Here is a 23,250-nt window from a genome sequence, read left to right as displayed (position 1 = left end):
GCATGACGACGGAGCACATCTGGTCCGGGCAGTGGGTCGCCGACCGGCTCGGCGTCACCCTCCGGGGCGAGGGACTGAGCGGTCTGCTCGGACTGGCCTTGCGCCGCAACCCCAAGCGGGCGCACCTGCTCGTCTCCAATGTGCTGGGCAAGCACGTGCCGCAGCGCCCGCACATCGTCTACGACGCCGGGTACGGCCTGGGCGTGCGGGTGCGCGGGCTGCTGGGCGAGGACGAGGCCGGGCGGGCCGTGGTGCTGGGCTACGCCGAGACCGCGACGGGCCTCGGGCACGCCGTGGCCGACGGGCTCGGCACCGCCCCGTATCTGCATTCCACCCGGCGCCCGGTCCCGGGGGTGGCGGCCGTCGGCGGCTTCGAGGAGGAGCACAGCCACGCCACCTCGCACCTGCTGCTGCCCGAGGACTCCGGCCTGCTCGCCGGGGACGGGCCGCTGGTCCTGGTCGACGACGAGTTCTCGACCGGCCGGACGGTGCTCAACACGGTGCGGGCGCTGCACACGCGGTATCCGCGCCGCCGGTACGTGGTGGTGGCCCTGGTCGACATGCGGTCGGAGGCCGACCGCGCGCTGCTGGCCGAGTTCGCCGCCGACCTGGGCGCCACCGTCGACGTCGTGGCCCTGGCCTCGGGAACGGTCGTCCTCCCCGACGGCGTCCTCCAACGCGGCCAGGCGCTGGTCGCCGCGCACGCGACCACGGCGCCGGCCACCCGCCCGGCCGGGGCGGCGGCACCCCGCCGGGTGCGCCTGGACTGGCCCGCCGGGCTCCCCGACGGCGGGCGGCACGGCTTCACACCGGCGCACCGCGCGCGGCTGGAGGCGGCGCTGCCCGCCATGGCGGCACGCCTGGCGGAGGGCCTGGCGGAGCACCCGCGCCGCTCCGGCGACGGCACGGCGCCCCGCGTCCTCGTCCTCGGCAACGAGGAGCTCATGTACGCCCCGCTGCGGCTGGCGCAGGCACTGCAGGACGCCCTGCCGGCCGCCGAGGTGCGGTTCTCCACGACGACCCGCTCGCCGGTGCTGGCCGTGGACGATCCGGGGTACGCGATCCGTACCCGGATCGCCTTCCCCGACCACGACGACCCGGCGGACGGCCCCGGCGAGCGCTACGCGTACAACGTGGCGGGCGCCGGCTTCGACGCCGTCGTCGCCGTCGTGGACAGCGCGGGCGACACGCCCGCCCTGCACGCCCCCGGAGGGCTGCTGACGCAGCTCGCCGGCCATACGGAAAGGCTTCTGCTGGCCGTGGTGCCCTCGTACGAACCCCGCACGCCCACCTCGACGCTCCCGGAGCCGCTGCGCGGTCCCGCGTTCGGCTCCTACGCGCCCGACGAGGTCGGCTGGCTGCTGAAGGACCTCTCCGACGTGGAGCTGGAGGCGCCGACCGAGGAGCGCGAGGAGGCGATCCAGAGCGGAGGGGCGCACTACGCGGAGTCGCTGCCCGTGGAGTACCAGCCCAGCGCGGAGTACCAGGAGCTGTTCCGCTCCGCCCTGGAGGACTCCGCCGACCGGATCGCGCGCGCCGTGGGCGCCGTCACCGAACTGGTGCTCGCCGAACGCGGGCCGGAGGCCGTCCTGGTGTCGCTGGCCCGCGCGGGCACCCCGGTCGGCGTGCTGATGCGCCGCTGGGCGCGGCACGCGTACGGCCTGGACCTGCCGCACTACGCCGTCTCCATCGTCCGCGGCCGGGGCATCGACACCACCGCGCTGCGCTGGCTGGCGGAGCACCACGATCCCGCGCGGGCGGTGTTCGTGGACGGCTGGACCGGCAAGGGCGCCATCACCCGCGAACTGGCCGACGCGGTGGCCCCGTACGGGGACTTCGATCCGGAGATCGCGGTCCTGGCCGACCCCGGGTCGTGCGTCCGCACCTTCGGCACCCGGGACGACTTCCTCATCCCGTCCGCCTGCCTGAACTCCACCGTCTCCGGGCTGGTGTCGCGCACCGTGCTGCGTGCCGACCTGATCGGCCCGGACGAGTTCCACGGCGCCAAGTTCTACCGCGAGCTGGCCGGCTCGGACGTCTCCACGCTCTTCCTGGACGCGATCACGGCACGCTTCGCCGCCGTGGCCGACGACGTCGCCGCGGACGTCAAGGAGCTGCAGGCCGCCGACCGCACGCCCACCTGGGAGGGCTGGGCGGCCGTCGAGCGGATCAGCGAGGAGTACGGCATCGGGGACGTCAACCTGGTCAAGCCGGGCGTCGGCGAGACCACCCGGGTGCTGCTGCGCCGCGTGCCGTGGCGCGTGCTCGCCCGGCGCGGGGCGGGGCGGGACCTGGCGCACATCCGGCTGCTCGCCGAGCAGCGGGGCGTACCGGTGGAGGAGGTGGACGACCTGCCGTACTCCTGCGTGGGACTGATCCACCCGCGCTTCACCCGGGGCGCGACCGGTACGGACGGCAAGGCGGTGGAGGCCAAGTGAAGCAGCGCCCGGAGATCGTGAAGTCCCTCGTCGCGAGCGACCTGGACCGCACCCTCATCTACTCGCCGTCGGCCCTGGCCCTGTCCGTGGCCGACGAGGAGGCGCCGCGGCTGCTCTGCGTCGAGGTCCACGAGGGCCGGCCGCTGTCCTTCATGACCGAGGCCGCCGCCGTGCTGATCCAGCGGCTCGCGGCCGCAGCCGAGTTCGTCCCGGCGACGACCCGGACCCGCAAGCAGTACCGGCGCATCAACCTCCCCGGCCCGGTGCCGCGGTACGCGATCTGTGCCAACGGCGGGCACATCCTGGTCAAGGGCCACACCGACCACGACTGGAACGCCGAGATGCGCCGCCGCCTCGCCGAGGGCTGCGCGCCGCTCGCGGAGGTCCGCGAGTTCATGGCGCGCACCGCAGACGAGTCCTGGCTGCGCAAGGAGCGCGTCGCCGAGGACCTGTTCGTGTACCTGGTCGTGGAGCGGTCGCTGCTGCCCGAGCGCTGGGTGAAGGACCTCGCCGAGTGGGCGGATGAGCGCGGCTGGACCGTCTCGCTGCAGGGCCGCAAGATCTACGCCGTGCCCAAGCCGCTCACCAAGTCCGCGGCCCTGGCCGAGGTCGTCCGGCGGACCGGCGCCGACCACGTCCTCGCCGCGGGCGACTCCCTCCTCGACGCCGAGCTGCTGCTCGCCGCCCACACCGGCTGGCGCCCCGGCCACGGCGAACTCGCCGACACCGGCTGGGTCGCGCCCCACGTCGACGCGCTGGCCCTGCCGGGCGTCGCGGCGGGGGAGGAGATCCTGCGCCGGATGCTCAGCGTGGCGCGCCGCTGACCCCGCCGGTCCGCACCACCCGCGTGCACGCGCTGCGCGTCGCCTCGACGCGCAGCGCGTTCGGGCGTTCGCTGGCCTCGATGAACGCCCGGGCCTCCGCCTCCGTGCGACCACCCGTCACATGCCGTGCCAGCAGCCGCTCCTCGCGGACCGCGGAGTCGGCCTCGACGAACCACAGCTCGTCCAGCAGGTCCCTGACCTCGTGCCAGCCGGGGCCGTCGTCGGCCAGGTAGTTGCCTTCCGTCACCACCAGCCGGGCCTGGGGGAGCACGGCGATCCCGGCGGCCACCGGCTCGTCCAGCGCCCGGTCGAAGTCCGGCGCGTAGACGGTGCGGTCCCGCCACGTCCGCAGCCGCCGCAGCAGCTGGACGTAGCCGTCCACGTCGAAGGTCTCCGGCGCGCCCTTGCGGCCGCGCAGGCCGATCCGGTCCAGCTGGGCGTTGGACAGGTGGAAGCCGTCCATCGGCACATTGACCGCCGTACCCGGGCCGAGCCGCGCCTCGACCCCTTCCACCAGCGACCGGGCCAGGGTCGACTTGCCCGCCGCGGGCGCGCCCGCCAGCCCCAGCAGCACCCGCCTGCCTGGCATGCTGGGCACCAGGGCGAGGACGTCATCCACGTACATGTCCGCCACCTTAAGGAGCAGCCGTGCACGAGACCAAGAACCCGCAGCTCACGCCCGAACTGTACGCGTATGTCCTCGAGCACAACCCGCCGCTGGACCCGGTCCGGGAGGAGCTGGTCGAGATCACCCGCGCCCGCTTCGGCGACGCGGCGAGCATGCAGTCGGCGCGCGAGCAGGGTCCGCTGCTGGCCTTCCTGGTGCGGCTGACCGGGGCCCGGCAGGTCGTGGAAGTCGGTACCTTCACCGGCTTCTCCGCCCTGTCCATGGCCCAGGCGCTGCCCGCGGACGGGCGGCTCATCGCCTGCGACATCTCCGAGGAGTGGACCGCGGTCGCCCGCGAAGCCTGGGCCAAGGCCGGTGTCGCCGACCGCGTGGACCTGCGGATCGCGCCCGCCCTGGACACCCTGCGGTCGCTGCCGCGGGAGCCGTGGATCGACCTCGTCTACCTGGACGCCGACAAGGGCAACTACGTCGCCTACTGGGAGGAGCTGGTGCCGCGAATGCGGCCCGGCGGAATCATCGCCGCCGACAACACGCTCTTCCACGGACGGGTCGTGAACCCGCAGGCGACCGGTGACACGGCGGGGATCCGGGCGTTCAACGACCGAGTCGCGGCCGACGAGCGGGTCGAGGCGCTGCTGCTGACGGTCGCGGACGGGCTGACCCTGGCGCGCAGGCTGTGAGCCGTGGTTAATCTGTGCCCATGCCCCGTTACGAGTACCGCTGCCGCTCCTGCGGCACCACGTTCGAGCTGAGCCGGCCGATGGCGGAGTCCTCCGCACCTGCCGAGTGCCCCGTCGGGCACGACGACACCGTCAAGCTCCTGTCGACGGTCGCCGTCGGCGGCACCGCCTCCGCCTCCACGGCGGCGGCCCCCCGCCCGGCCGCGGGCGGCGGCGGTTGCTGCGGTGGCGGCTGCTGCGGCTGACGGCCCGCGGCAGGGCCCGATAACCGATCGCGGGGTGGAACCCCCGGGCGGGACACTCCCTGTGTGACGGAGCAGCCGACGGCAGGACGCGTGGTCGACGTCGTGGTGACGTACGACGGGGAACCGCTGGGCGGGACCGGGCCCTTCACCGTCGAGAGCCGCTGGTGGTCGGACGTCAGGGAGGTCGCGGCGCGCCTGGAGGCCCTGCTCGGGGTGCCGGTCGCCGTACTGCGGCTGGTCGGCGTCGATGGCGGCGAGGGCGGCCGGGACGGGGTGGTGACGTACCACGCCGAGGCCCTGCGCCGGCCGCGCGGCGCTGTGCTCCGCGGTCTCCCGGCCCGGTCGGGCGCCGGTGCCCTCCTGGGCCCGGCGGCCCTGCGCGCGGACTGGGCGACGGCGCCGGGTCTGCGGGAGGCGCTGGCGTGGGCGGACGGCGTGCTGGGCGGCGGCAGGGCCGAGCAGATCAGGACGTGGAACCTCTCCGGGCTCTTCCGCATCGAGGCGGACGACGGCCGCACGGTCTGGCTGAAGACGACCAGCCCCCGCTTCAACGCCTGCGAGGCCACCGTGATCCGGCTCTTCGCCGCCGGGGACCGGGCGTTCGTGCCCGAGGTCGTGGCGGCGGACTCGCCGCGACGGCGGTTGCTGCTCGGGCACGTGGACGGCCGGGACTGCTGGCGGGCCGCACCGGAGGTCGCGGCCGACGCCGTACGCCGCCTCGCGGCGGCCCAGGCGGCGATCGCCTCGGCGACGGCCCCGGCCGGGCTGCGGGACCTCACCCCGCGCACCCTGGCCGGCCGGGTGCGCCGGCTGATCGACGGCGAGGCCGGCCGGGACCTCACCCCGCGGGAACTGCCCCGGGTGCGCCGGCTGGCCGCTCGACTGCCCGCACTCGTCGCGGAGTTGGAGGCCTGCGGACTGCCGCACACCGTCGTGCACGGCGACTTCCATCCGGGGAACTGGCGTCGCGACGGACGGCGCATCGTGATGGTGGACTTCGCCGACAGCCACTTCGGCCACCCGGTGCTCGACGGCCTGCGACCGCGCGGGTTCCTGGACGACCGCAGTTGGGAGCACGCCGCCGACGCCTGGGTCCGGACCTGGTCGGAGCTGGTGCCCGGGTCCGATCCCCGGCGGGCGCTCACCGTGGGGGAGCCGCTGGCGCATCTCATGTACGCGGTCCGCTACCAGGAGTTCCTGGACAACATCGAGTCGAGCGAGCGGGTCTACCACGAGGGCGATCCGGCGGTGGAGATCCGTGCGGCGCTGGCCTGCGCCGAGCGGTAACGGGGTCGGTGGCGGCGGTGCTGCCGGTTTTCGGCTGTCCCACCGTCTCGCTCCCTTCGGTCGCAGGGCGGCGGGCTGCGGATGGGAGGGTGCCGGTCCGGGGCTGGTCGGCGGTGTGCGGGTGGGTGCGTGGTCGGGGTTCAGGCGCCGGAGCGGGTTCCCTGTCCGGTGTCTGGGGTCTCGTTGCCGTCCGCGGGTATAGATGGCCGCTTCCACGCCTACCGCCGGTGATGGGCGCGCCCGCCGTGACCGGCGTCTGCGGCTGCTTCGAGGTGCTGGTGGGGGCGGGCGGGACATCGGGCTCACTTTCGCCGGTATGTTCGGCGGAACAGAGCCCGATCTTTGCGCCGGCGGACATCGGGCCCGCTTTCACCGACTATGTCGGCGAAACAGAGCCCGATCTCGAGAAGCCCACCCGCCGAACCCATGTCCTGTAGGGGAATCACCCGCAGACGCCGGTTACGGCGGGCGCGCCACGCACGAAGGGTGGGCGTGGCAACCAGCCATCTATACCCGCGGACGGCGACGAGACCCGCGCCCATGAACAACCGGACCCGCTCCGGCGCCTGAACCTCGACCACCCACCCACCCGCACACTGCCACGCGGGCCCCGCCCCCACCCTCCCATCCGCAGCCCGCATCGTTGCGACCGAAGGGAGCGAGACGGCGCGACAGCCGCACGACCGGGCACGACGACGACCGACCACGCCCAACACCGGGCACGCCAACACCGGGCACGCCAACACCGCGTACGACTAGGGACGTCCCGAGGCGCGGTCCTCGCGGATCGCGGCGACGACCCGGGCCGCCGTGTCGCGCACCGCCGCCGTCTCCATGAGGAAGTGCCACCAGTCGGGGTGGCGGCCCTGGAGCCCGTCGACCGCGCGGTCGAGCCGGGCGACGGCGTCGTCGAGGGGGCGCGCGTGCCGCGGCTCCGGTGTGGTGCGGCCCTGCATGGCGAGCCGCTGGGCGTCGCGGACGGCGAACCGCGTGCGGTCGATCTCGCCCTGCGGGTCCTTGCTGACCTCGTTGAGCCGCCGCAGCCGGTCCCCGGCCGCGGACACCGCACCGTCGGCGTCGTCGAGCAGCGCCCGCACGGTGCCGAGCAGGGCCGTCGCGTCCGGCCAGCGCTGCTCGTCCCGCGCCTTGGCCGCCTCCGAGAGCTTCTGCTCCGCGCGGCCCACGGCCTCCGTCGCCCGTTCGGGCACATGCTGCAGGTCCTGCCAGCACGCCATGCTGAAGCGGCGGCGCAGCTCGCTGAGGACGGGCTCGACGCCCTCCGTGCGGGTCGCGAGGGCCTGGGTCCGGGTGCGCAGCGACACGACCCGCTTGTCGATCTCTTGGGCCCGCTCCGGCAGCCGATCGGCCTCGGCGCGGATGGCCTCGGCCGTGCGCAGCACGTCGTCGGCGCGCCGGATGGTCTCCTGGACGCCGTGCGTGCCGGCGCCCTGGTTGAGCTTGGTCAGTTCCGGGCCGAGGGCGGCCAGCCGGGCGGCGAGGTCGTCCGCGCGCAGGCCCGAGGCCCGTACGGCGTCCAGCGCGTTCGAGGCGGCGAGCAGGGTCTGCCGGGCCCGTTCGACGGCCGGGGCGAGGCGGGCGAGCTGGGTCTCGGCCTTGCCCAGCAGCGGGGTGAGCCCACGGGCGAAGGCGTCCAGGTCGTTCCTGGCCCGGACCAGGTCGTCCTTCGCCTTGGTGAGTTCGGTGCGGGCGCGGGCCGCGGTGGCGGCCTCCAACTCGTCGCGGTCCAGGTCGTAGGCGTCGACCGCCGCGATGTAGGCGGCGCTGACCTGGTCGATGCGCTCGCCCAGGGCCCGGAAGTCCTCGCTCGCCCGCCGCGCGGCGGGGGAGCTGTCGACGGCGGTGATGGTCTCTATGGAGATCACCAGGTCGCGCTGGGCGGTGTCGAGCTCGTAGAAGGCCTCCGCGGCGGCGTCCTTCGCGGCCTGGGCGTCGGCACGCAGATTGTCCCCGCGCCGCCACCACGAGCGTGCCGTCGTCACAGTGCCCTCTCCCGCAGGTCCGCCGCCGGTGGTTGTCCGCTCCAGTCTCCCACCTGGCTGGGACGAATACACGGGCCGGGCGGTTGCGGTCAGCGGCCGGCTTCCGTGACGCTGACCGAGCCGTCGCCCGTACGGACCGTCACGACGTGGCCGCTGGTGTCGTCGCGGGGCACGTCGACGCGGACATTCCCGTCTCCGGAGCGGGCGGAGACCTTGTAGCTCTGGTGGGGCAGCGCGACGCTGACCCGGCCGTCGCCGCTCGTCGCCTCCACACGGTCGGGCACCTCGCTGAAGGCCAGCTTCACCGAGCCGTCCGAGGTGTGGGCGCTGACCTCGCGGGAGCCGATGCCGGTGGCGTCGATGCGCCCGTCGCCGCTGGACAGCCGGAGCGGGCCGGTCACGTCCCGGACCACGACCGAGCCGTCGCCCGTCGTGAGTGTCAGCGGGGTGCCGAAGCCGCTCGCCTCCACGCGTCCGTCGCCGTTGACCACCGTCAGGTCGACACCGCGCGGGACGAGCACCTCGTGGCGTACCGAGCAGTTCTGCACCACGCCCTGGCACTTGGTGCGGAACGTCAGGGTGTGGCCGCTCATCGACCAGGTCGCCTTCGGGCTGTCGCCGAGCACGGCCCAGCCGTCGAACCACCTGGTGACCTGGACCTCCTTCACATCGGCCGGCTTCACCACGACCTTGCTGTCCGAGGAGTCGATGGTCAGCTCGTTCCCGCCGAGCGCGAAGCTCCTGCGCTCCGGCTCGGTGTCGTCGGAGGCGTTCGCGCAGGCGGACGCGGTCCCGATCAGCGCCACGACGCCCGCGGCGGCGGCGAGGGTCCTCAAGGTGCGGGTGCTCTTCGTCATACCCAGGACGCTACGGAGCGCCCGGTCCGCGAGGAATCAGGCCGCCCACCGGAAGCGGGGTGGGGAAAACCCCCGCCCCGCCCGGAGGTTCGGCGGGTCCAACGGCCGTGCTCGTGGCGGGAGGCGCGGCCGTCCGGGGCCGCTGCTCCGCTCGCCGCCCACCACGAGCACGCGCCGCCGCTCCCGGAGGCCGCGTGAGCGCTGTGGCTAGGCTCCGGGACGGGCGATCTCCACGTTCTCCAGCACGCCGAGGGCGTCGGGAACGAGGACGGCCGCCGAATAGTAGGTGCTGACGAGATAGGAGATGATCGCCTTCTCGTCGATTCCCATGAAACGCACGGAGAGCCCGGGCTCGTACTCGTCCGGAATTCTCGTCTGGTGCAGGCCGATCACGCCCTGGTTGTCCTCGCCGGTGCGCATCACGAGGATCGAGGTGGTGTTCTCGCGGGAAATCGGGATCTTGTTGCAGGGGAGAATCGGGATACCGCGCCACGACGGCACGTGTTGACCGTGGAAATCGATGCTGTGCGGGACCAGGCCGCGGCTGTTGAATTCCCTTCCGATGGCCGCGATGGCCCGCGGATGGGCCAGCAGGTACTGGGCGTTGCGGCGCCGGCTGATCAGCTCGTCGAGGTCGTCCGGGGTGGGCGGCCCGGAGTGCGTGGTGATGCGCTGCCGGTAGTCGGCATTGTGCAGCAGGCCGAACTCCCGGTTGTTGACCAGTTCGTGTTCCTGTCGTTCGCGCAGTGCCTCGATGGTCAGCTTCAGCTGCTGCTCGACCTGGTTGTAGGGCTGGTTGTACAGGTCGGCGACCCGGCTGTGGACCTTCAGCACGGTCTGGGCGACGCTCAGTTCGTATTCGCGCGGCGAGAGTTCGTAGTCCACGAAGGTGCCGGGCAGCTCCGGCTCGCCGCTGTGGCCCGAGGCCAGCTCGATGGCCTTCTCGCCGTACTTGTTCTGCGCCTGCTGGGTGCCGGTGACGAAACCGGCGACGTGCTCGCGCAGCCCGTCGGCCTGCTGCATGACCGCCTGGAAGGCCTGGCGCGGCAGGGCGAGCGCGGTGACGGCGGTGGCCGCCCTGGCGGTGTACGCCCAGGTGCTGTCGGCGCCGGCCAGCCCCTCGGAGCCGAAGTGGTCGCCGTCGGCGATCGTGCCGACCACACCCTGCCCGTCCCACTTGGTGGGGGCCAGCTTGTTGATCTTTCCGTGGGCGACGAGGAAGACATGGTCGGCAGGTTGCCCGGCGGACACGATCGTCTCGCCGGCGGCGAACTCCCGTTGCTCGAACTGCCCGGCGAGCGCGGCCAGCACGGCCTCCTCCGTGAAGCCGCGCAGCACGGGGAGCTCCCCCAGCTCCGCCGGGATCACCCGGACCTCGGAGCCGGTCTGGACGAAGTCGACCCGACCGTCGCCCACCGAGTAGCTGAGCCGCCGGTTGACCCGGTAGGCGCCGCCGGCGGCCTGGACCCACGGCAGCACGCGCAGCAGCCACCGCGATGTGATTCCCTGCATCTGCGGCGCGGATTTGGTGGTCGTCGCCAAATTCCGCGCCGCAGCGGTGCTCAGACTCTGCTGAGACTGGCCGTTCCCCGTCGCCGCCTCCGTCGCGACACCCGGCTCAACCGTCATGAATGGTCCTTCCCTTGCGGCCTGATGGCCCACGCGCACAAATGCGTGGTTAAGGCAATCAATTCACGGTGAAACGAGTTCGTAGTGCCGTGTCCCCCTGCCCTCCGCCGCTTTCCTCCGGGAAGCTACCCATCGGGTGGAGCACCCTGCACTCACTCATTCGAGTGAGCGTGCGGCCGGGGTCGCGTTCGGGGTGGAGACGTCGGCGCGGGGAGCGCGAGGGGCGCTCCGGCCGGAGCGGCGATGCGCCGGTGCCGGAGCGGAATGTGTGGCATGTCCATGATTGAACGTCCGGATCCGCGCGGAACATCTCGTTCCGGGGACGTTCTGTCATCCCTACCGGTTAATCGCGTGCTATTCCCGATGGCCGCCATCGAAGATGAGGAAAACGTCACGCGATACCGAGGAGATCCCGGGAGCGTGCCTGGCGTACGCTGTACGGCTGTGAGCGGGTCGCAGAAGAACCGCTTCTGCGCGACACCGCCTCACCCCCGATGGCGCCGCGCACTCGCCGGGAGAGGAGGACGCGGTGTTCATCGGAGCAGGGTCCCTGTTCGATTCACCGTGGATCTACGCCCTGGTCGCCGCGTCCATCGTGCTCGACGTCTTCCTGCCGGTGATGCCGAGCGGTGTCCTGCTGATCTCCGCCGTCACGGCCGGAACGGCCGCCGACGGCAACGACGTCCTCGAAGTGATCGCACTGCTGCTGTGCGCGGCCGTCTCCTCCACTCTCGGAGACCTGGCGGCCTACCGCTTGGCCTGGCGCGGTGGCGACTGGATCGACCAGCACGTGGCGCACTCCCGGCGGCTCTCCACCGCCCAGGACATCCTCGGCACCGTCCTGGCCCGCGGCGGCGGCGCGCTCGTCGTCCTCGCCCGCTTCGCGCCGGCCGGCCGTTCCGTCGTCAGCCTCACCGCCGGCGCCGCGCACCGCCGGATCCGCGAGTTCCTGCCCTGGTCGGCGCTGGCCGGCCTGGCCTGGGCCGCCTACAGCGTCGGACTCGGCTACGCGGGCGGCCAGTGGCTCGGCGCGGGCTGGCTCGGCACCGCGACCTCGGCCGTCGCCCTGGTCGGCTCCGGCTCGCTCGCCGCGTACGTCTTCCGCCGCGAGCGCCGTGCCCAGGCCGTCGTGCCGGTGGCGCTGCCCGCCCAGGCCGCGGCCGCGCCCGACCGGGTCGCCGTCGCCGAGGCCCGCTGACACCTCGCGCGGCAGCCGGAAGGGCCGGAAGGCCGTCGATGGCGGCACCCGGGAAGCCGTGACAGCATCGAAACCGACATCAACCGATCTCGGGGGCACGGACGGATCGGAGACCCCCGATGCGACTCGGACCGCTCACCGGCCTGGCGGCCGTGATCCTGGCCGCCGTCTCCTACGCGCTCCAGGGGGACACCCCGGGAATCGGCAGTTCGGGTATCGCGATCAGGGCGTTCTACCTCGCCCATGACACCCGGCAGGGCGTCGGCCTCTACCTGCTGCTCGTCGCCGGACTGTTCCTGGCCTTCTTCGCCGGCTACCTGCGGCACGTGCTGGCGGCGTCCGACCGCACCGGCTGGCTGCCCCAGGTCGCCTTCGCCGGCGGCATCCTCGCGGCCCTCGGCTTCTGGATCAGCGCGGGGCTCACCCTCGCCCTCATCGAGGGCGCCGACCGGGCACTGGTCGGCGGCGGTGCCCTCCAGGCGCTCAACGCCCTCGGGAACGACCTGTTCATGCCGATCCTGGCCGGGATCGGGGTCATGCTCCTCGGGGCGGGACTGGCGGTCTCCCGCTCCGACGGGGGTCCGCTGCCGCACTGGCTGGGCTGGACGGCCTTCGTCCTGGGCGTGCTGATGTTCATCCCGTTCGCCGGGTTCATCGGCCTCGGGCTCGCCGGGCTGTGGGTCATCGCCGTGTGTGTGCTGCTCCTCGGTCAGGAGCAGGAGAGCGGGACCGGCGGCCCCGGACCCGCCGGTGCCGGTCAGCCGCGGGACAGCGCCGCCCGCTGATACGTCCCCGGCGTCACCCCGAAACAGCGGACGAACCAGCGGTGCAGATGGCTCTGGTCCGCGAACCCCGTCTCCGCGGCCGCCTCGGCGGCGGACCGCCCCGCCGTCAGCAACCGCCGCGCCCCGCGCAGCCGCAACTGCCGCTGGAAGTCGCTCGGCGGCATCCCGTACTCCGCCCGGAACGCCCGGTACAGCGCGTACCGGCTGCAGCCCGCCGCCTCGGCCAGCGCGCGGGCCGGCAGATCCAGCGCGTACGACTCCTCCAGCAGCGCCCGCGCCCTGCGCGCCGCACGCGACTGCCCACCGGGGGAGAGCAGCCGGTCACGGGGCGGGCGTGCCGCGCCGCGCCGCACCATCGCCGTCACCGAGGCCGTCAGCCACTCGTCCCGCACCAGGTGCCCGCCGCCGCCCACCAGCGCGCCGTGCAGCCCCAGGAGCGCCCGGGCGAGCACCGGGTCCTCGCGCACCGGCCGCTCGAACAACGGCATGGCGGGCGGACCGGCCCCGCCGTCCGCGGCGTCGGCGAGCACCTCGCGCACCACCTCGGGCCCGATGTGCACGATCCGGTACGTGAAGCCGAACTCCTCCGCCGCCTCCCCGTCGTGCGGATCGTCCGGGTTGAAGGCCATCACCATCCCCGTCGCGCTGGTGTGCGCCCCGCCTCGCGCGTGGAAGCGCTGCGCCCCGCTCTCCGTCACCGCGAACGAGTACGCGTCGTGGCTGTGCCGGTGGAAGACGTGCCGTACGAAGTGCGCGTGCATCGCCTCGACCGGCCGTGCCGGATCACGCCAGTAGCGGGCCCAGTCGTCCATCGCTCCATTCTGCGCGCACCAGCGTTCAAGACGGCGGGCCGTCCGCGCCGTGAGACTCGCGGCATGCGTTTCGACACCAAGATCGCCGTCATCGTCCGCGAGGACCTCGCCGCGTGGCAGAAGCTGAACGTCACCGCCTTCCTCGCCGGCGGGCTCGCGCACGCCACCGACGACATCGTCGGCAAGCCCTACGAGGACGCCTCGGGCAACACCTACCTGCCCATGTTCCGCGAGCCGGTCCTCGTCTACGCCTCGGACGCCGCCGGTCTCACCCGCGGCCACGCGCGGGCGCTCTCCCGCGGGCTGGCCACCGCCCTCTACACCGAGGAGCTCTTCACCACCGGCCACGACGACGACAACCGCGCCGCCGTCCGCGCCGTCCCTGCCGACGAGCTCAGGCTGGTCGGCCTCGGGCTCCACGGGCCGCGCGGCGCGGTGGACAAGGTCACCAGGGGGCTCCGGCTGCACGGCTGACGCGGCCCGGCGGTCCGCGGACCGCCGGGCTTGCCGGCGCGCCGGGGGCCGGCTACGGCTTCCGGCGGTAGACGGTCCCGTCCGCCGACCGCTCCAGCCGGCCGCCCTCCACCAGGTAGCGGCGCAGGGCCGCCCAGTCGTCGTGGACCGTGCGCAGCGCCATGTTGACCTCGCGCTCGTCGTAGTCCCGCCCGGGCTGGAAGAGGGTCTCGGCCAGATGCCGCAGCAACTGCTCGCGCCGCGCCGTCCGGCGCGGGATGACCGTGAGCCGCCCCTGCGAGAACAGGGCCGACACCGCATGCGCACCGCTCTCGGACACAGGGCACTCCTCCAGGCTGGGGACGACGAACTCGCCGGGCAGCCTGGCACGCGGGCCGGACCGGGGCACGCGATTTTCGGTTGGCACGATAGGGACATGAGCGTCGTCAAGATCAACGAGTGTGTCAAGCCACGCACATAGGCGCTACTCGGCGCGCGTCACGCGGGCATGGTCGGTCACCACTCGCCGGAACAGCGTGTGCCCCGACCGGCCCGTATGGCGTAGCGCCCAGTCCTGAGCCGACTCTTGCTCGTCCTGCGCCCCGCTGTCCTGACCACAGCCGGGCTCCGCGCAGAACACCTCGTAGACCACGCCACCGTCCGGCACGTGGCTGATGGTGTGGGCGACGTAGCGCCATGCCGCGCGCGTGCTCACTCGCTGTCCCCGTGCCCGTGATTCCGGATCTCCACGTTCATGTCGGAGACACGGGACAAGTCGCCGCGCATCCTCGCTGCCGTCCGTTCCGTGTCCAGCGCCAGGCACACGCCGCAGCCGGTCGTAGGCGCCGGGTCCGGCTCCAGGTGCAGCGGCAGCACGACCGGTTCTGCGCTGTAGCGCGTGGGCTCCGTCATGGGCTGATCTTCGCCGCGGAAGCACGGACGGCAGAACCTCCCCCAAACGCCACTTCGGGACGTCCCGATGGGGGTAGAGCGTCCCTAGCAACGTCCCGTGGCAGGGGGAGAGAGTATGCCGAACGAACGGTTACGGGCAGCCATGGCGGCAGCAGGGTGCACGCACGCAAGCTTGGCGGCGAAAGTCGAGGTAGACCCGAAGTCTGTCGAGCGGTGGGTGAACCTCGGCCGCACCCCCCGCAGGGAAACCGCCATGCGCGCCGCTGAGGTACTGGGGGAAGACGTGTTCGCACTATGGCCAGCGCTGAGGCAGGCACGCGCCGCTAGGGCTGTGAGTCCCGAACTTGTCGCGTCGTACGACCAGCGGGCAGACCTCCCTGTGTCTGCCTTCGTTGATCTGTTTGCACAAGCGCGGGAGCGGATCGATGTCCTGGTGTACGCGGCCGTGTTTCTCCATGAGGCGTACCCGCGTTTTAACGATCTGCTGCGCGAGCGTGCCGCAGAGGGGTGCGCCGTACGGATCGCGGTAGGCGACGCGGACAGCGAGAACGTTCAACAGCGGGGCAAGGAAGAAAAGTTCGGACACGGTATCGAATCGCGCTGCCGCCTTGCCCTGATGCACTACAGGCCGCTGATGGGGATGCCCGGCATTGAAGTGCGCACGCACGGAACCACGCTCTACAACAGCATCTATCGCGCCGACGATCAGGCGTTGGTCAACGCCCACCTGTTCGGCGTCAACGCGTACGGGGCGCCCGTGTGGCACCTGCGCCGGCACAGCGACGGGGGCATGTTCGACGGCTACGCGGAAAGTTTCGATGCCGTGTGGGCTGCGGCAACGCCGGTACGGGAAGGTTGATCCGTGGCCCGAACCGAGTACTACGACGACCCCGACGCACCCGCGCCTAACAGCCTCGTGGTCGCGGCATCAGCGGTCGTGACGGACGACGCCGGGCGCATCTTGCTACAGCGTCGCACAGATAGCGGGCTGTGGGCGCTGCCCGGTGGCGGCATGGAAATGGATGATTCACTGCCCGGTGCTGCTGTGCGCGAGGTGCAGGAGGAAACCGGGCTGAACGTCGAGATCACGGGACTGGTCGGCACGTACACCGATCCCCGCCACGTGATCGCATACAGCGACGGCGAGGTACGTCGACAGTTTAATGTCTGCTTTCGGGCGCGTGTAGTCGGAGGCGTACTGACGATCTCCGACGAGTCCACAGAACTTCGATTCGTCGCCCCCGACGCGCTTGACGCGCTGCCCATGCATCACACTCAGCGGCTACGGATTGAACACTTTCTGGAGAACCGCGGCACCCCGCATTTGGGGTAGCTGAGACGGCGGAACCGATTACCATGCCGCAGCGTCATCAGTGCGGCAGGAACGATTAATAGGAAAATCGGAGGGGAACTTGTTCGGAAGAATTGGTGCAGTGGAACTGATCCTGATCTTGATGGTCTTCGTAATACCGGCCGTCGTGGTTACCGGGATCGTGTTGCTTGTCCGCCGCAAGTCGCAGCGTCCGCAGCAGCCCCAGCACAACCCGGCAGCGTGGAACCAACAGCAGCGTTGACACAACGCGCGGAAGCCCCGTGGAGCCCCGGAATCGTCCAGGGTTGCCACGGGGCTTCGCCGTCTTCCTTGGCGCTCAACAGCGCGCCGACTGCTCCATTCCGCCACACGCAGGCCACATGTTGCGGCACCGTGCTGGACATGGATCAGGGGGACGCCGCCGTCATCGCGGCAGGCTTGGGAATTGCGGGCACTTTGCTTGGCTCACTTGGGGGTGCCGTCGTCGCACGTGCCACCCGGAGTCAGGTGCGCGATCAAGAAGAGGCAGAACATCGGAACTGGCTTAGGCAAGAGCGCCAAAAGGCGTATTCCGAGTTCCTGTGTCAGCCGTGAGAGAGAAGACAACGACGGCGTCAACGTGTCCGGCGCGAACGGCGGACATCATCTCTTCGAACTCGGAACGCTCCACGTTCGGGTCCCATCCGGACTTGCCCACGTCTGCGAAGTGCCCGGCGATGTCCCAGCCCTTCGCCGTGATCAGGGCTTGACACTTCGTCTTCCGTGCTTCGGGGGACGACTTGCTGTCGCCCTCCCGCGTCTTTGACTGCCGGATATAGGAGACTGCCCGCACGTGGTCCAGATTCGGAGCCCAGCCGGGGCTCCGCTTTGTGAGAGGTGTCCTGTGCCTAGCGTGGTAAAAATCAACGTACTGACCGTGCCGGCCGAGCAGCGCGAGGTCCTCGAGAAGCGGTTCGCCTCGCGGGCGGGCGCCGTGGAGAACTCCGACGGCTTCGAGTGGTTCGAGTTGCTCCGCCCGGTCGAGGGCACCGACCAGTACCTCGTGTACACCCGCTGGCGCAGCGAGGAGGACTTCCAGAAGTGGATGTCCGGCCCGATGCGGGCCGCCCACCGCGACGGGGGCGCGGGCGGCGGAAGCGGTGCGGGCGGCGAGGGCGGCGAGGAGCGTCCCAGGCCGGCCGCCACCGGGTCCACGCTGTGGTCCTTCGAGGTCGTCCAGCAGGCCGCACCGAAGCAGGGCTGACCCCGCGCGGCGCCCCGCTCCCGCGGGGCGCCGCCACCGGCCGGCGGTATTCGCTTGCCGTACGCGATCACGGCCCGCCAGGCTGTGCCCATGACCGCGCCGCTGCTCTTCCTCGACGTCGACGGCCCGCTCAATCCGTACGCGGCCAAGCGCACCCGCCGGCCCGAGGGCTACACCACGCTGCGGGTGCCGATGCCCGGAATCGCCACCCGCCCGCTGCGGGTGTGGCTCAACCCCGCGCACGGCGAGGCGCTGCTCGGGCTGGGTTACGAACTGTGCTGGGCCACCACGTGGATGGCGGAGGCGAACCACTGGATCGGCCCCGTCATCGGGCTGCCCGAGCTGCCGTACGTCGACTTCGGGACCGCGCTGCTCGGTCACCGGCCCGACCTGCTGCACTGGAAGACCGAGACGCTCGTGGCGTACGCCGCGGGGCGCCGCTTCGCCTGGGTCGACGACGAGCAGAGCCCGGCCGACGCGGAGTACGTCGCCGCCCACCACGCCGCGCCGGCGCTCCTGCACCACGTCGACCCGCGCGTGGGGCTGCGCGAGGCGGACTTCACCGCGCTCGCGGCCTTCGCCGCGTCACCGCGGTGACCGTCCCGGTCCCGGTCACCCCGTCTGCTCACGCCGCGGGGCGGTGCGGGCCGGGGCGGTCCTGGTCCTGGCCGCACAACTCCGTGGTCAACCTGGTGAGCAGCGCCGCGAGGTCGGCGTGGCGTTCGGGGTCCCAGTCGCCCAGGAGGTCGGCGAGTACCTTGCGGCGGGCCTCGGTGAGCAGGGCCGCCACCTCCTGGCCGCGTTCGGTGAGGTGGAGCGGATTGCCCTCGCGGAAGGCGTAACGGCGTTCCTCGATCTCGAAGGCGGCGGCCTCGATGACGTTGTACGGCACCGTGGTCTGCACGGCGAGGTCGACCGGGTCGGCGGAGCCGGTGCGGGCGATGTACAGCAGCAGCCAGCCGGCGGCGGGCTGGATGTCCAGGCCGGCCAGCGCGGTGATCCGTACGTACAGGTCGCGGCGGGCCTCCCGGCTGCCGAGGACGCTGAGGCCGCGGGCGATCTCGTCGAGGGAGGAGCGGTCGACGGGGTTGGCGACCATGGTCTCGCTCGCGTCGGGGACGGTGACCGAGCGCCGCAGCGGCTGCTCCTTGAGGAACCAGGCCAGGACGAAGGCCACCGCGCAGACCGGCACCGCCCACAGGAAGACTCCGGTGATGGCGGTGGAGTAGGCGTGCAGCACCGGGTCGCGCACGGCCGCCGGGAGCTGCCGTACGCCGCGTGGATCGGACTGGACCATGGCCGGGTCGAAGCCGGGCGGCAGGGTGAGCCCGGCGAGCGCGGCGGTGATCTCCCGGGCGAGGCCGGTCGAGAAGATCGTGCCGAAGATGGAGACGCCGAAGGCGGCGCCGATGGATCGGAAGAAGGTGGCGCCGGAGGTGGCCGCGCCCAGGTCCGCGTAGCCGACCGCGTTCTGCACGGCGAGGATCAGCACCTGCATGACCAGGCCGAGCCCGAGGCCGAAGACGAGCAGGAACAGGCTCAGCACCCACACCTCGGTGGTCTCGTCGAGCCGGTGCAGCAGGAGCAGGCCGACGATGGTGACGGCGGTCCCGGCGATCGGGAAGACCTTGTAGTGGCCGGTGCGGGAGATGATCTGGCCGGAGGCGGTGGAGGCCACCAGCATGCCCACCACCATCGGGATCATGTGCACACCGGACCAGGTCGGCGAGTAGCCGTGGACGACCTGGAGGAAGGTCGGCAGGAAGGTCAGCGAGCCGAACATGGCGAAGCCGACCACGAACGAGATCACCGAGCACATCCAGAAGGTACGGATCCGGAACAGCCTCAGCGGCAGCACCGGTTCCTCGGCCCGCCGCTCGACGGCGACGAAGACGGCGACCAGCAGCACGCCGAGCACCGCGAGCCCGATGATCTGCCAGGAGCCCCACGGCCAGGTCGTGCCGCCCAGCGAGGTCATCAGCACCAGGCACGTCGCCGCGGCCGCCACCAGCGCCATGCCCCAGTAGTCGATGCGGTGCGTGGTGCGCCGTACCGGGATGTGCAGCACGGCCGCGATCACGGCGAGCGCGACGATCCCGAGCGGGAGGTTGACGTAGAACACCCAGCGCCAGCTGAGCGTGTCCACGAACAGCCCGCCCAGCAGCGGCCCGAGCACACTGCTCGCGCCGAACACCGCCCCGAACACGCCCTGGTAGCGCCCCCGGTCGCGCGGCGGCACGATGTCGCCGACGATCGCCATCGACAGCACGATCAGCCCGCCGCCGCCCAGGCCCTGCAGGGCGCGGAACGCGATGAGTTCGCCCATGCTCCGCGCGAGGCCGCAGAGCGCGGAGCCGATCAGGAAGATCACGATGACGGACTGGAAGAGCTTCTTCCGCCCGTACATGTCGCCGAGCTTGCCCCACAGCGGGGTGGCGGCGGTGGAGGCCAGCAGATAGGCGGTGACCACCCACGAGAGGTGCTTGAGGCCGCCCAGGTCGCTGACGATCGTCGGCAGCGCGGTGGAGACGATCGTCTGGTCGAGAGCGGCGAGCAGCAGACCGAGTGCGAGCGCCCCGATCGCGACGTACACGGACCGCTTGTCGGTCACTTCCGCGGGGCCGTCCGCCGTGGCACGCCCCGCGGAGGCGGTGGTGTCGTCCTGTGCCATACGGACTCGTTCCGCTCGGGTACCAGGCGTGCCGCTACCTCGTTCACGTCACTTCTCTATAAATATTCACACCCTTTCCACGAGATTGGCTCTGTTTGTACGACCGGCGGGGACGGACGCGCCTGGGCACCGGGCGTGGGCGGTCTGCATAATGCGTGCGTCTGTCAGGACGTGGGAGGGGGCGCCGGTGGCGTCGGACGGGCCGGGATCACCGGCTTCGCAGGAGGAGCAGGAGTACGAGTCCCTACGGGTGCGGCCGTATGTGCCGGGGCCCGGGGAGTACGCGGACGCGGAGGAGCCCGCCCCGGCCGCCGTGGCGGCGGGTGCGGCCGAGGCGTTCCCGCCCGGCGAGGCTTTCGCGCCCGGCGAGGCGGATCCGCCGACGCAGCAGTTGACGCCCGTGCCGCCCGTGCCGCCCGGGGGGGCCGCCGCACCGGAGGACGACGGCGACATCATCGACCTCGGCACGGTCTCCTCGGACCGGCTGCCGGTGCCGGTGTCCGCCGCGTCCCGTGAACTCGTGCCCCACCCGCCCCGTACGGGAGGCAGGCGCCGTGCCGGCGCCCATCGCCGCCGCCGCGGCGCGCTCGTCGCGGGCGCGGGCATCGCGGCCGTCGGCCTCGCCGTCGGCGCGGTCATGCTGACCGCGCAGCTCGGCAGCGCGCCGGACCACACCGAGGCGGTCCCGGACCCGAGCCTGTCCGAACCCGAGGTCGAACTGCCGCCGTCCGGAGGGCCCACGGCGTCCGCCTCGCGCTCGGCCTCGCCCAGCGTCACGCCCTCCACGCTCGCCGCCACCGGCGCGACGGCGTCGGTCGCGGCGCCCCCGACGGCCAGCGCCAGTGCCAGCGCCTCGCAGCCGACGGCGTCCGCGAGCGGCCAGGTCTCGCGGCCCCCCAGCTCGGCGCCGCCGGTCGTTCCCCCGACGCTGCAGCGCGGGGACAGCGGCCCCGCCGTCGTCGACCTGCAGAACAGGCTCAAGCAGATACGGCTGTACTACGGCCCCTCCGACGGCGACTACGACCGGAAGGTCGGTGACGCCGTGGCCCGCTTCCAGTTCTTCTACGGCGTCAAGGGCGACCCCCAGGGCGTCTACGGGCCGAACACCCGGGCGGCCCTGGAGGAGAAGACCGGCCCGACGCAGAAGCCGGACTCCGACGACGACCACGGCTGGGGCTGATCGGACGCCCCGCGTCCGCCACCCGCATCCGCCGCGTTCGCGGCACGACGCCCGCCCCGGGACCCGGTCCCGGGGCGGGCGCGGTCATGTCCGGCCGCCGGGGCTCCGGCAGGATGGGGGCGTGGCGATCGACGACTTCGGGCTCAGGGGCTTCCAGCTCGTACTGCTGCGGCGTATGGCCGACCACCGGCCCGAACTGGTCGAGCGGGCGCTGCGCACGCTCGGGGCGAGCCGGACCGAGATGCGGGAGGCGAACCGCCGCTGGCAGGCCTGGGGGCATGCCCGGGGCTTCCCGCGCGGCGAGCGCCGTTACCGGGCGGTGCTCGGGCCGCCCGAGGCGGTGTTCCGGCGGCGGGTGGGCGATCTGACCTGCCCGGCGCTGCTGTGGCCGGTGCCGCTCTGGCCGACGCTGCGGTTCGAGGTGCTGTGCGCACCGTCCGGCGGGGCGGTCTGGAACGAGTGGCTGGTCCGGGCCCCGGGGGAGGAGGGGCCGCGGCTGGCCGGCCTCGACGACCTCACGCCCTGGTCCTGCACCGTGGACGAGGTGGCCCGGGCGTTCCCGCCCGCGCGGCCGCTGGAGGGCGACGCCCCGACCCGCTGGCGGCTGGAGTTCACCGACCCGCAGGCCCCGCCCGGTGGCGGCCGCCGCACCGCGGGCTTCACCTACGGCCTGCTGCAGTATGTGGACGAGGGCGGCGCCACGCCCTGAGACCGCCCGGTCGAGCCCGGCGAGCGTCCACGGCACCCTCCCCGCTGGCGGAACCCCCACGCGATTTTGTATCGTGTAGGAACAAAGTGGTTCCGCCCGTTTCCCCTGACCGGCGGGCGGGCCACTTGGTTTTCGTTCGAGGGAGTTCCATGTCGCCGTCCACCGTTGTCCCCGCCCGCGCGCTGCTGCTGGACATGGACGGCACCCTGGTCAACTCCGACGCGGTGGTCGAGCGCTGCTGGCGGCGCTGGGCCGCGACGCACGGGCTCGACGGCGACGCCGTGATGAAGGTCGTCCACGGCCGCCAGGGCTACGCCACGATGGCCGTGCTGCTCCCGGACCGCCCGATGGCGGAGAACCACGCCGACAACGCCCGCATGCTCGCCGAGGAGACCGCCGACATCGACGGCGTGGTCCCGATCGAGGGCGCCCCCGCCTTCATGGACGCGCTGCAGAACCGCCCGCACGCCCTGGTGACCTCCGCCGACGAGGCCCTGGCCCGGGCCCGCATGGGCGCCGCCCGCCTGCCGCTGCCCGCCGTCATGGTCACCGCGGAGCGCGTCAGCGCCAGCAAGCCGGACCCGGAGGGCTTCCTCAAGGGCGCCGCCGAACTGGGCTTCGGCCCCGAGGACTGCGTGGTCTTCGAGGACTCCGAGGTGGGCATCGCCGCCGCCAAGGCCGCCGGCATGCGCGTGGTCGGCGTCGGCCCCCGCGCCGCGGCCCACGAGCCCACCGTGCACGTCGACACCCTCGCCCAGGTCCGCGTCGAGACCGCGGAGGACGGCGCCCTGCTCCTCCACATCGGCTAGCGCCTCCGGCACCCCGGACCGTTGGGGGTGCGCCTTTCGGCACGCGGTTGTGCGCGGGTGGGTTGCGCTTAGGGTGGGCATCCTCCGCCCTCCCCCAGCCTCCGGCCAGGGGCGCCCCCATCCGGCGCGGTCGGTGCGGGCCTGCGCCATGTTCGTCTCGGGGTCGGTGCCGCGCCGGGGTACGCCCCCAGCCTCCGGCCGGGGGACCCCCACCTCGGCGCTCGCGGCGCTGCCCCACATCATTCGGCACCGCGCGCACCGCTCGTCTCCCCCAGCCTTCGGCCAGGGGGAGCACTCCGCCACACCCCCTCCGGTCGTGTGGGCGCACGACGGCCGGAGGAGGGGTCAGCAAGGCACTCGCGGCAACCCCGAACCGCTTCCTCACCCCCTGCGTCCCCCAGCTACCGCTGGGCGGTACCCCCGTGGGGTGCCTGACCCGGTGGGGTTCAGGAAGCATGCGCGGTGACCCCGGCCCGCTTTGTGACCCCCCTCCGGGGATCAGGCGCGCTACGAGAGGGAGGGGGCGGGGTCGGAGGGGTGGGCGTTCTGGACACTGGGCGTATTTGTGTGCGGCACCC

At 72.6% G+C, this 23,250-nt stretch carries 26 protein-coding genes; 16 read left to right on the top strand and 10 right to left on the bottom strand.

The annotated features are described in order from the left end of the window. Window positions 1-2: 2 nt before the first annotated feature. Window positions 3-2,438, top strand: a complete 2,436-nt coding sequence (locus AB0F62_RS36225) for a phosphoribosyltransferase (protein ID WP_361809564.1) — start codon at window positions 3-5, stop codon at window positions 2,436-2,438. A 17-nt stretch (window positions 2,439-2,455) separates the two neighbouring features. Beyond that, window positions 2,456-3,262: an HAD family hydrolase gene (locus AB0F62_RS36220; protein ID WP_361809592.1), complete on the top strand. Its 807-nt coding sequence runs from the start codon at window positions 2,456-2,458 to the stop codon at window positions 3,260-3,262. Here AB0F62_RS36220 and AB0F62_RS36215 read toward each other — a convergent pair. Then, complete coding sequence (locus tag AB0F62_RS36215; protein ID WP_361809562.1) at window positions 3,243-3,887, bottom strand: nucleoside/nucleotide kinase family protein; 645 nt, start codon at window positions 3,885-3,887, stop codon at window positions 3,243-3,245. The genes AB0F62_RS36220 and AB0F62_RS36215 overlap by 20 nt on opposite strands. A gap of 23 nt (window positions 3,888-3,910) precedes the next feature. Between AB0F62_RS36215 and AB0F62_RS36210 the strand changes: the two genes are divergently transcribed. From AB0F62_RS36210 to AB0F62_RS36200, 3 genes are all read left to right on the top strand, one after another. Next, window positions 3,911-4,570, top strand: a complete 660-nt coding sequence (locus AB0F62_RS36210; protein ID WP_361809560.1) for a class I SAM-dependent methyltransferase — start codon at window positions 3,911-3,913, stop codon at window positions 4,568-4,570. A 20-nt stretch (window positions 4,571-4,590) separates the two neighbouring features. Then, on the top strand, window positions 4,591-4,815 hold the full coding sequence (locus AB0F62_RS36205) for a zinc ribbon domain-containing protein (protein ID WP_361809558.1): 225 nt from the start codon (window positions 4,591-4,593) through the stop codon (window positions 4,813-4,815). A 63-nt stretch (window positions 4,816-4,878) separates the two neighbouring features. Further along, on the top strand, window positions 4,879-6,102 hold the full coding sequence (locus tag AB0F62_RS36200) for an aminoglycoside phosphotransferase family protein (RefSeq protein ID WP_361809556.1): 1,224 nt from the start codon (window positions 4,879-4,881) through the stop codon (window positions 6,100-6,102). 755 nt (window positions 6,103-6,857) lie between these two features. Here AB0F62_RS36200 and AB0F62_RS36195 read toward each other — a convergent pair. The 3 genes from AB0F62_RS36195 to AB0F62_RS36185 form a co-directional block, all read right to left on the bottom strand. Then, the gene (locus AB0F62_RS36195) at window positions 6,858-8,102 is read right to left on the bottom strand and encodes a hypothetical protein (protein WP_361809554.1); all 1,245 of its coding nucleotides are present in this window, start codon (window positions 8,100-8,102) and stop codon (window positions 6,858-6,860) included. Between the two features lie 89 nt (window positions 8,103-8,191). Further along, window positions 8,192-8,959 (bottom strand): DUF4097 family beta strand repeat-containing protein, encoded by a 768-nt coding sequence (locus tag AB0F62_RS36190; protein ID WP_361809552.1) that lies wholly within the window; start codon window positions 8,957-8,959, stop codon window positions 8,192-8,194. 207 nt (window positions 8,960-9,166) lie between these two features. Then, a complete protein-coding gene (locus AB0F62_RS36185; RefSeq protein ID WP_361809549.1) occupies window positions 9,167-10,588 on the bottom strand; it encodes a family 2B encapsulin nanocompartment shell protein in 1,422 nt (473 codons plus the stop codon). A 529-nt stretch (window positions 10,589-11,117) separates the two neighbouring features. Between AB0F62_RS36185 and AB0F62_RS36180 the strand changes: the two genes are divergently transcribed. Together AB0F62_RS36180 and AB0F62_RS36175 are read left to right on the top strand one after the other, a co-directional pair. Continuing rightward, complete coding sequence (locus AB0F62_RS36180; RefSeq protein ID WP_361809547.1) at window positions 11,118-11,786, top strand: VTT domain-containing protein; 669 nt, start codon at window positions 11,118-11,120, stop codon at window positions 11,784-11,786. A gap of 119 nt (window positions 11,787-11,905) precedes the next feature. After that, complete coding sequence (locus AB0F62_RS36175; RefSeq protein WP_361809545.1) at window positions 11,906-12,571, top strand: hypothetical protein; 666 nt, start codon at window positions 11,906-11,908, stop codon at window positions 12,569-12,571. Here the strand turns inward: AB0F62_RS36175 and AB0F62_RS36170 are convergent. Further along, window positions 12,544-13,383 carry an AraC family transcriptional regulator gene (locus AB0F62_RS36170; RefSeq protein WP_361809542.1) on the bottom strand — a complete coding sequence of 280 codons (840 nt, stop codon included), beginning with the start codon at window positions 13,381-13,383 and terminating at the stop codon, window positions 12,544-12,546. The two genes, AB0F62_RS36175 and AB0F62_RS36170, sit on opposite strands and share 28 nt — an antisense overlap. Window positions 13,384-13,446: 63 nt before the next feature. On the opposite strand from AB0F62_RS36170, the gene AB0F62_RS36165 reads away from it, so the two are divergent. Beyond that, a complete protein-coding gene (locus tag AB0F62_RS36165) occupies window positions 13,447-13,857 on the top strand; it encodes a DUF2000 domain-containing protein (RefSeq protein WP_361809540.1) in 411 nt (136 codons plus the stop codon). Between the two features lie 52 nt (window positions 13,858-13,909). Here the strand turns inward: AB0F62_RS36165 and AB0F62_RS36160 are convergent, their stop codons facing one another. The 3 genes from AB0F62_RS36160 to AB0F62_RS36150 all read right to left on the bottom strand — a co-directional run bounded on the left by AB0F62_RS36160 (window position 13,910) and on the right by AB0F62_RS36150 (window position 14,748). Continuing rightward, window positions 13,910-14,176, bottom strand: coding sequence for a DUF2087 domain-containing protein (locus tag AB0F62_RS36160; RefSeq protein ID WP_361809538.1), 267 nt, complete (start codon window positions 14,174-14,176; stop codon window positions 13,910-13,912). A 144-nt stretch (window positions 14,177-14,320) separates the two neighbouring features. Then, on the bottom strand, window positions 14,321-14,551 hold the full coding sequence (locus tag AB0F62_RS36155) for a hypothetical protein (protein WP_361809536.1): 231 nt from the start codon (window positions 14,549-14,551) through the stop codon (window positions 14,321-14,323). After that, window positions 14,548-14,748, bottom strand: coding sequence for a hypothetical protein (locus AB0F62_RS36150; RefSeq protein ID WP_361809534.1), 201 nt, complete (start codon window positions 14,746-14,748; stop codon window positions 14,548-14,550). The genes AB0F62_RS36155 and AB0F62_RS36150 overlap by 4 nt, the downstream gene beginning before the upstream one ends. Before the next feature lie 115 nt (window positions 14,749-14,863). On the opposite strand from AB0F62_RS36150, the gene AB0F62_RS36145 reads away from it, so the two are divergent. From AB0F62_RS36145 to AB0F62_RS36135, 3 genes are all read left to right on the top strand, one after another. Then, window positions 14,864-15,607: an XRE family transcriptional regulator gene (locus tag AB0F62_RS36145; protein WP_361809532.1), complete on the top strand. Its 744-nt coding sequence runs from the start codon at window positions 14,864-14,866 to the stop codon at window positions 15,605-15,607. Window positions 15,608-15,610: 3 nt separating this feature from the next. Further along, window positions 15,611-16,081 (top strand): NUDIX domain-containing protein, encoded by a 471-nt coding sequence (locus AB0F62_RS36140; RefSeq protein ID WP_361809530.1) that lies wholly within the window; start codon window positions 15,611-15,613, stop codon window positions 16,079-16,081. Window positions 16,082-16,181: 100 nt separating this feature from the next. Continuing rightward, window positions 16,182-16,322 (top strand): hypothetical protein, encoded by a 141-nt coding sequence (locus AB0F62_RS36135; protein ID WP_361809528.1) that lies wholly within the window; start codon window positions 16,182-16,184, stop codon window positions 16,320-16,322. Between the two features lie 282 nt (window positions 16,323-16,604). Here the strand turns inward: AB0F62_RS36135 and AB0F62_RS36130 are convergent, their stop codons facing one another. After that, on the bottom strand, window positions 16,605-16,892 hold the full coding sequence (locus AB0F62_RS36130) for a recombinase family protein (protein ID WP_361809526.1): 288 nt from the start codon (window positions 16,890-16,892) through the stop codon (window positions 16,605-16,607). Between the two features lie 51 nt (window positions 16,893-16,943). On the opposite strand from AB0F62_RS36130, the gene AB0F62_RS36125 reads away from it, so the two are divergent. Beyond that, window positions 16,944-17,303: an antibiotic biosynthesis monooxygenase gene (locus AB0F62_RS36125; protein WP_361809524.1), complete on the top strand. Its 360-nt coding sequence runs from the start codon at window positions 16,944-16,946 to the stop codon at window positions 17,301-17,303. Between the two features lie 90 nt (window positions 17,304-17,393). Next, window positions 17,394-17,900: a hypothetical protein gene (locus AB0F62_RS36120; protein ID WP_361809522.1), complete on the top strand. Its 507-nt coding sequence runs from the start codon at window positions 17,394-17,396 to the stop codon at window positions 17,898-17,900. Between the two features lie 28 nt (window positions 17,901-17,928). Here AB0F62_RS36120 and AB0F62_RS36115 read toward each other — a convergent pair whose 3' ends face one another. Continuing rightward, window positions 17,929-19,974 carry an MFS transporter gene (locus AB0F62_RS36115; RefSeq protein ID WP_361809520.1) on the bottom strand — a complete coding sequence of 682 codons (2,046 nt, stop codon included), beginning with the start codon at window positions 19,972-19,974 and terminating at the stop codon, window positions 17,929-17,931. 187 nt (window positions 19,975-20,161) lie between these two features. Between AB0F62_RS36115 and AB0F62_RS36110 the strand changes: the two genes are divergently transcribed. The 3 genes from AB0F62_RS36110 (at window position 20,162) to AB0F62_RS36100 (ending at window position 22,672) form a co-directional block, all read left to right on the top strand. After that, on the top strand, window positions 20,162-21,154 hold the full coding sequence (locus AB0F62_RS36110) for a peptidoglycan-binding domain-containing protein (protein ID WP_361809518.1): 993 nt from the start codon (window positions 20,162-20,164) through the stop codon (window positions 21,152-21,154). Between the two features lie 175 nt (window positions 21,155-21,329). Further along, complete coding sequence (locus AB0F62_RS36105) at window positions 21,330-21,863, top strand: hypothetical protein (RefSeq protein WP_361809590.1); 534 nt, start codon at window positions 21,330-21,332, stop codon at window positions 21,861-21,863. Window positions 21,864-22,012: 149 nt separating this feature from the next. After that, window positions 22,013-22,672: an HAD-IA family hydrolase gene (locus AB0F62_RS36100; protein WP_361809516.1), complete on the top strand. Its 660-nt coding sequence runs from the start codon at window positions 22,013-22,015 to the stop codon at window positions 22,670-22,672. Window positions 22,673-23,250 lie beyond the last annotated feature (578 nt).

Origin of the sequence: Streptomyces sp. NPDC026673, from assembly GCF_040638135.1 — a bacterium.
GTDB lineage: Bacteria > Actinomycetota > Actinomycetes > Streptomycetales > Streptomycetaceae > Actinacidiphila.
Note: the sequence above shows the minus strand (reverse complement) of the source record. Positions and strands in the feature narration are given on the sequence as shown.

Excerpts from the sequence above, each read along its gene's own strand:
- AB0F62_RS36170 (WP_361809542.1), bottom strand. The coding sequence starts at position 13,383 with ATGGACGACTGGGCCCGCTACTGGCGTGATCCGGCACGGCCGGTCGAG.
- AB0F62_RS36185 (WP_361809549.1), bottom strand. The coding sequence starts at position 10,588 with ATGACGGTTGAGCCGGGTGTCGCGACGGAGGCGGCGACGGGGAACGGC.
- AB0F62_RS36190 (WP_361809552.1), bottom strand. The coding sequence starts at position 8,959 with ATGACGAAGAGCACCCGCACCTTGAGGACCCTCGCCGCCGCCGCGGGC.
- AB0F62_RS36115 (WP_361809520.1), bottom strand. The coding sequence starts at position 19,974 with ATGGCACAGGACGACACCACCGCCTCCGCGGGGCGTGCCACGGCGGAC.
- AB0F62_RS36225 (WP_361809564.1), top strand. The coding sequence starts at position 3 with ATGACGACGGAGCACATCTGGTCCGGGCAGTGGGTCGCCGACCGGCTC.
- AB0F62_RS36165 (WP_361809540.1), top strand. The coding sequence starts at position 13,447 with ATGCGTTTCGACACCAAGATCGCCGTCATCGTCCGCGAGGACCTCGCC.
- AB0F62_RS36215 (WP_361809562.1), bottom strand. The coding sequence starts at position 3,887 with ATGTACGTGGATGACGTCCTCGCCCTGGTGCCCAGCATGCCAGGCAGG.
- AB0F62_RS36205 (WP_361809558.1), top strand. The coding sequence starts at position 4,591 with ATGCCCCGTTACGAGTACCGCTGCCGCTCCTGCGGCACCACGTTCGAG.
- AB0F62_RS36105 (WP_361809590.1), top strand. The coding sequence starts at position 21,330 with ATGGCCGACCACCGGCCCGAACTGGTCGAGCGGGCGCTGCGCACGCTC.
- AB0F62_RS36145 (WP_361809532.1), top strand. The coding sequence starts at position 14,864 with ATGCCGAACGAACGGTTACGGGCAGCCATGGCGGCAGCAGGGTGCACG.
- AB0F62_RS36100 (WP_361809516.1), top strand. The coding sequence starts at position 22,013 with ATGTCGCCGTCCACCGTTGTCCCCGCCCGCGCGCTGCTGCTGGACATG.
- AB0F62_RS36175 (WP_361809545.1), top strand. The coding sequence starts at position 11,906 with ATGCGACTCGGACCGCTCACCGGCCTGGCGGCCGTGATCCTGGCCGCC.
- AB0F62_RS36150 (WP_361809534.1), bottom strand. The coding sequence starts at position 14,748 with ATGACGGAGCCCACGCGCTACAGCGCAGAACCGGTCGTGCTGCCGCTG.
- AB0F62_RS36120 (WP_361809522.1), top strand. The coding sequence starts at position 17,394 with ATGACCGCGCCGCTGCTCTTCCTCGACGTCGACGGCCCGCTCAATCCG.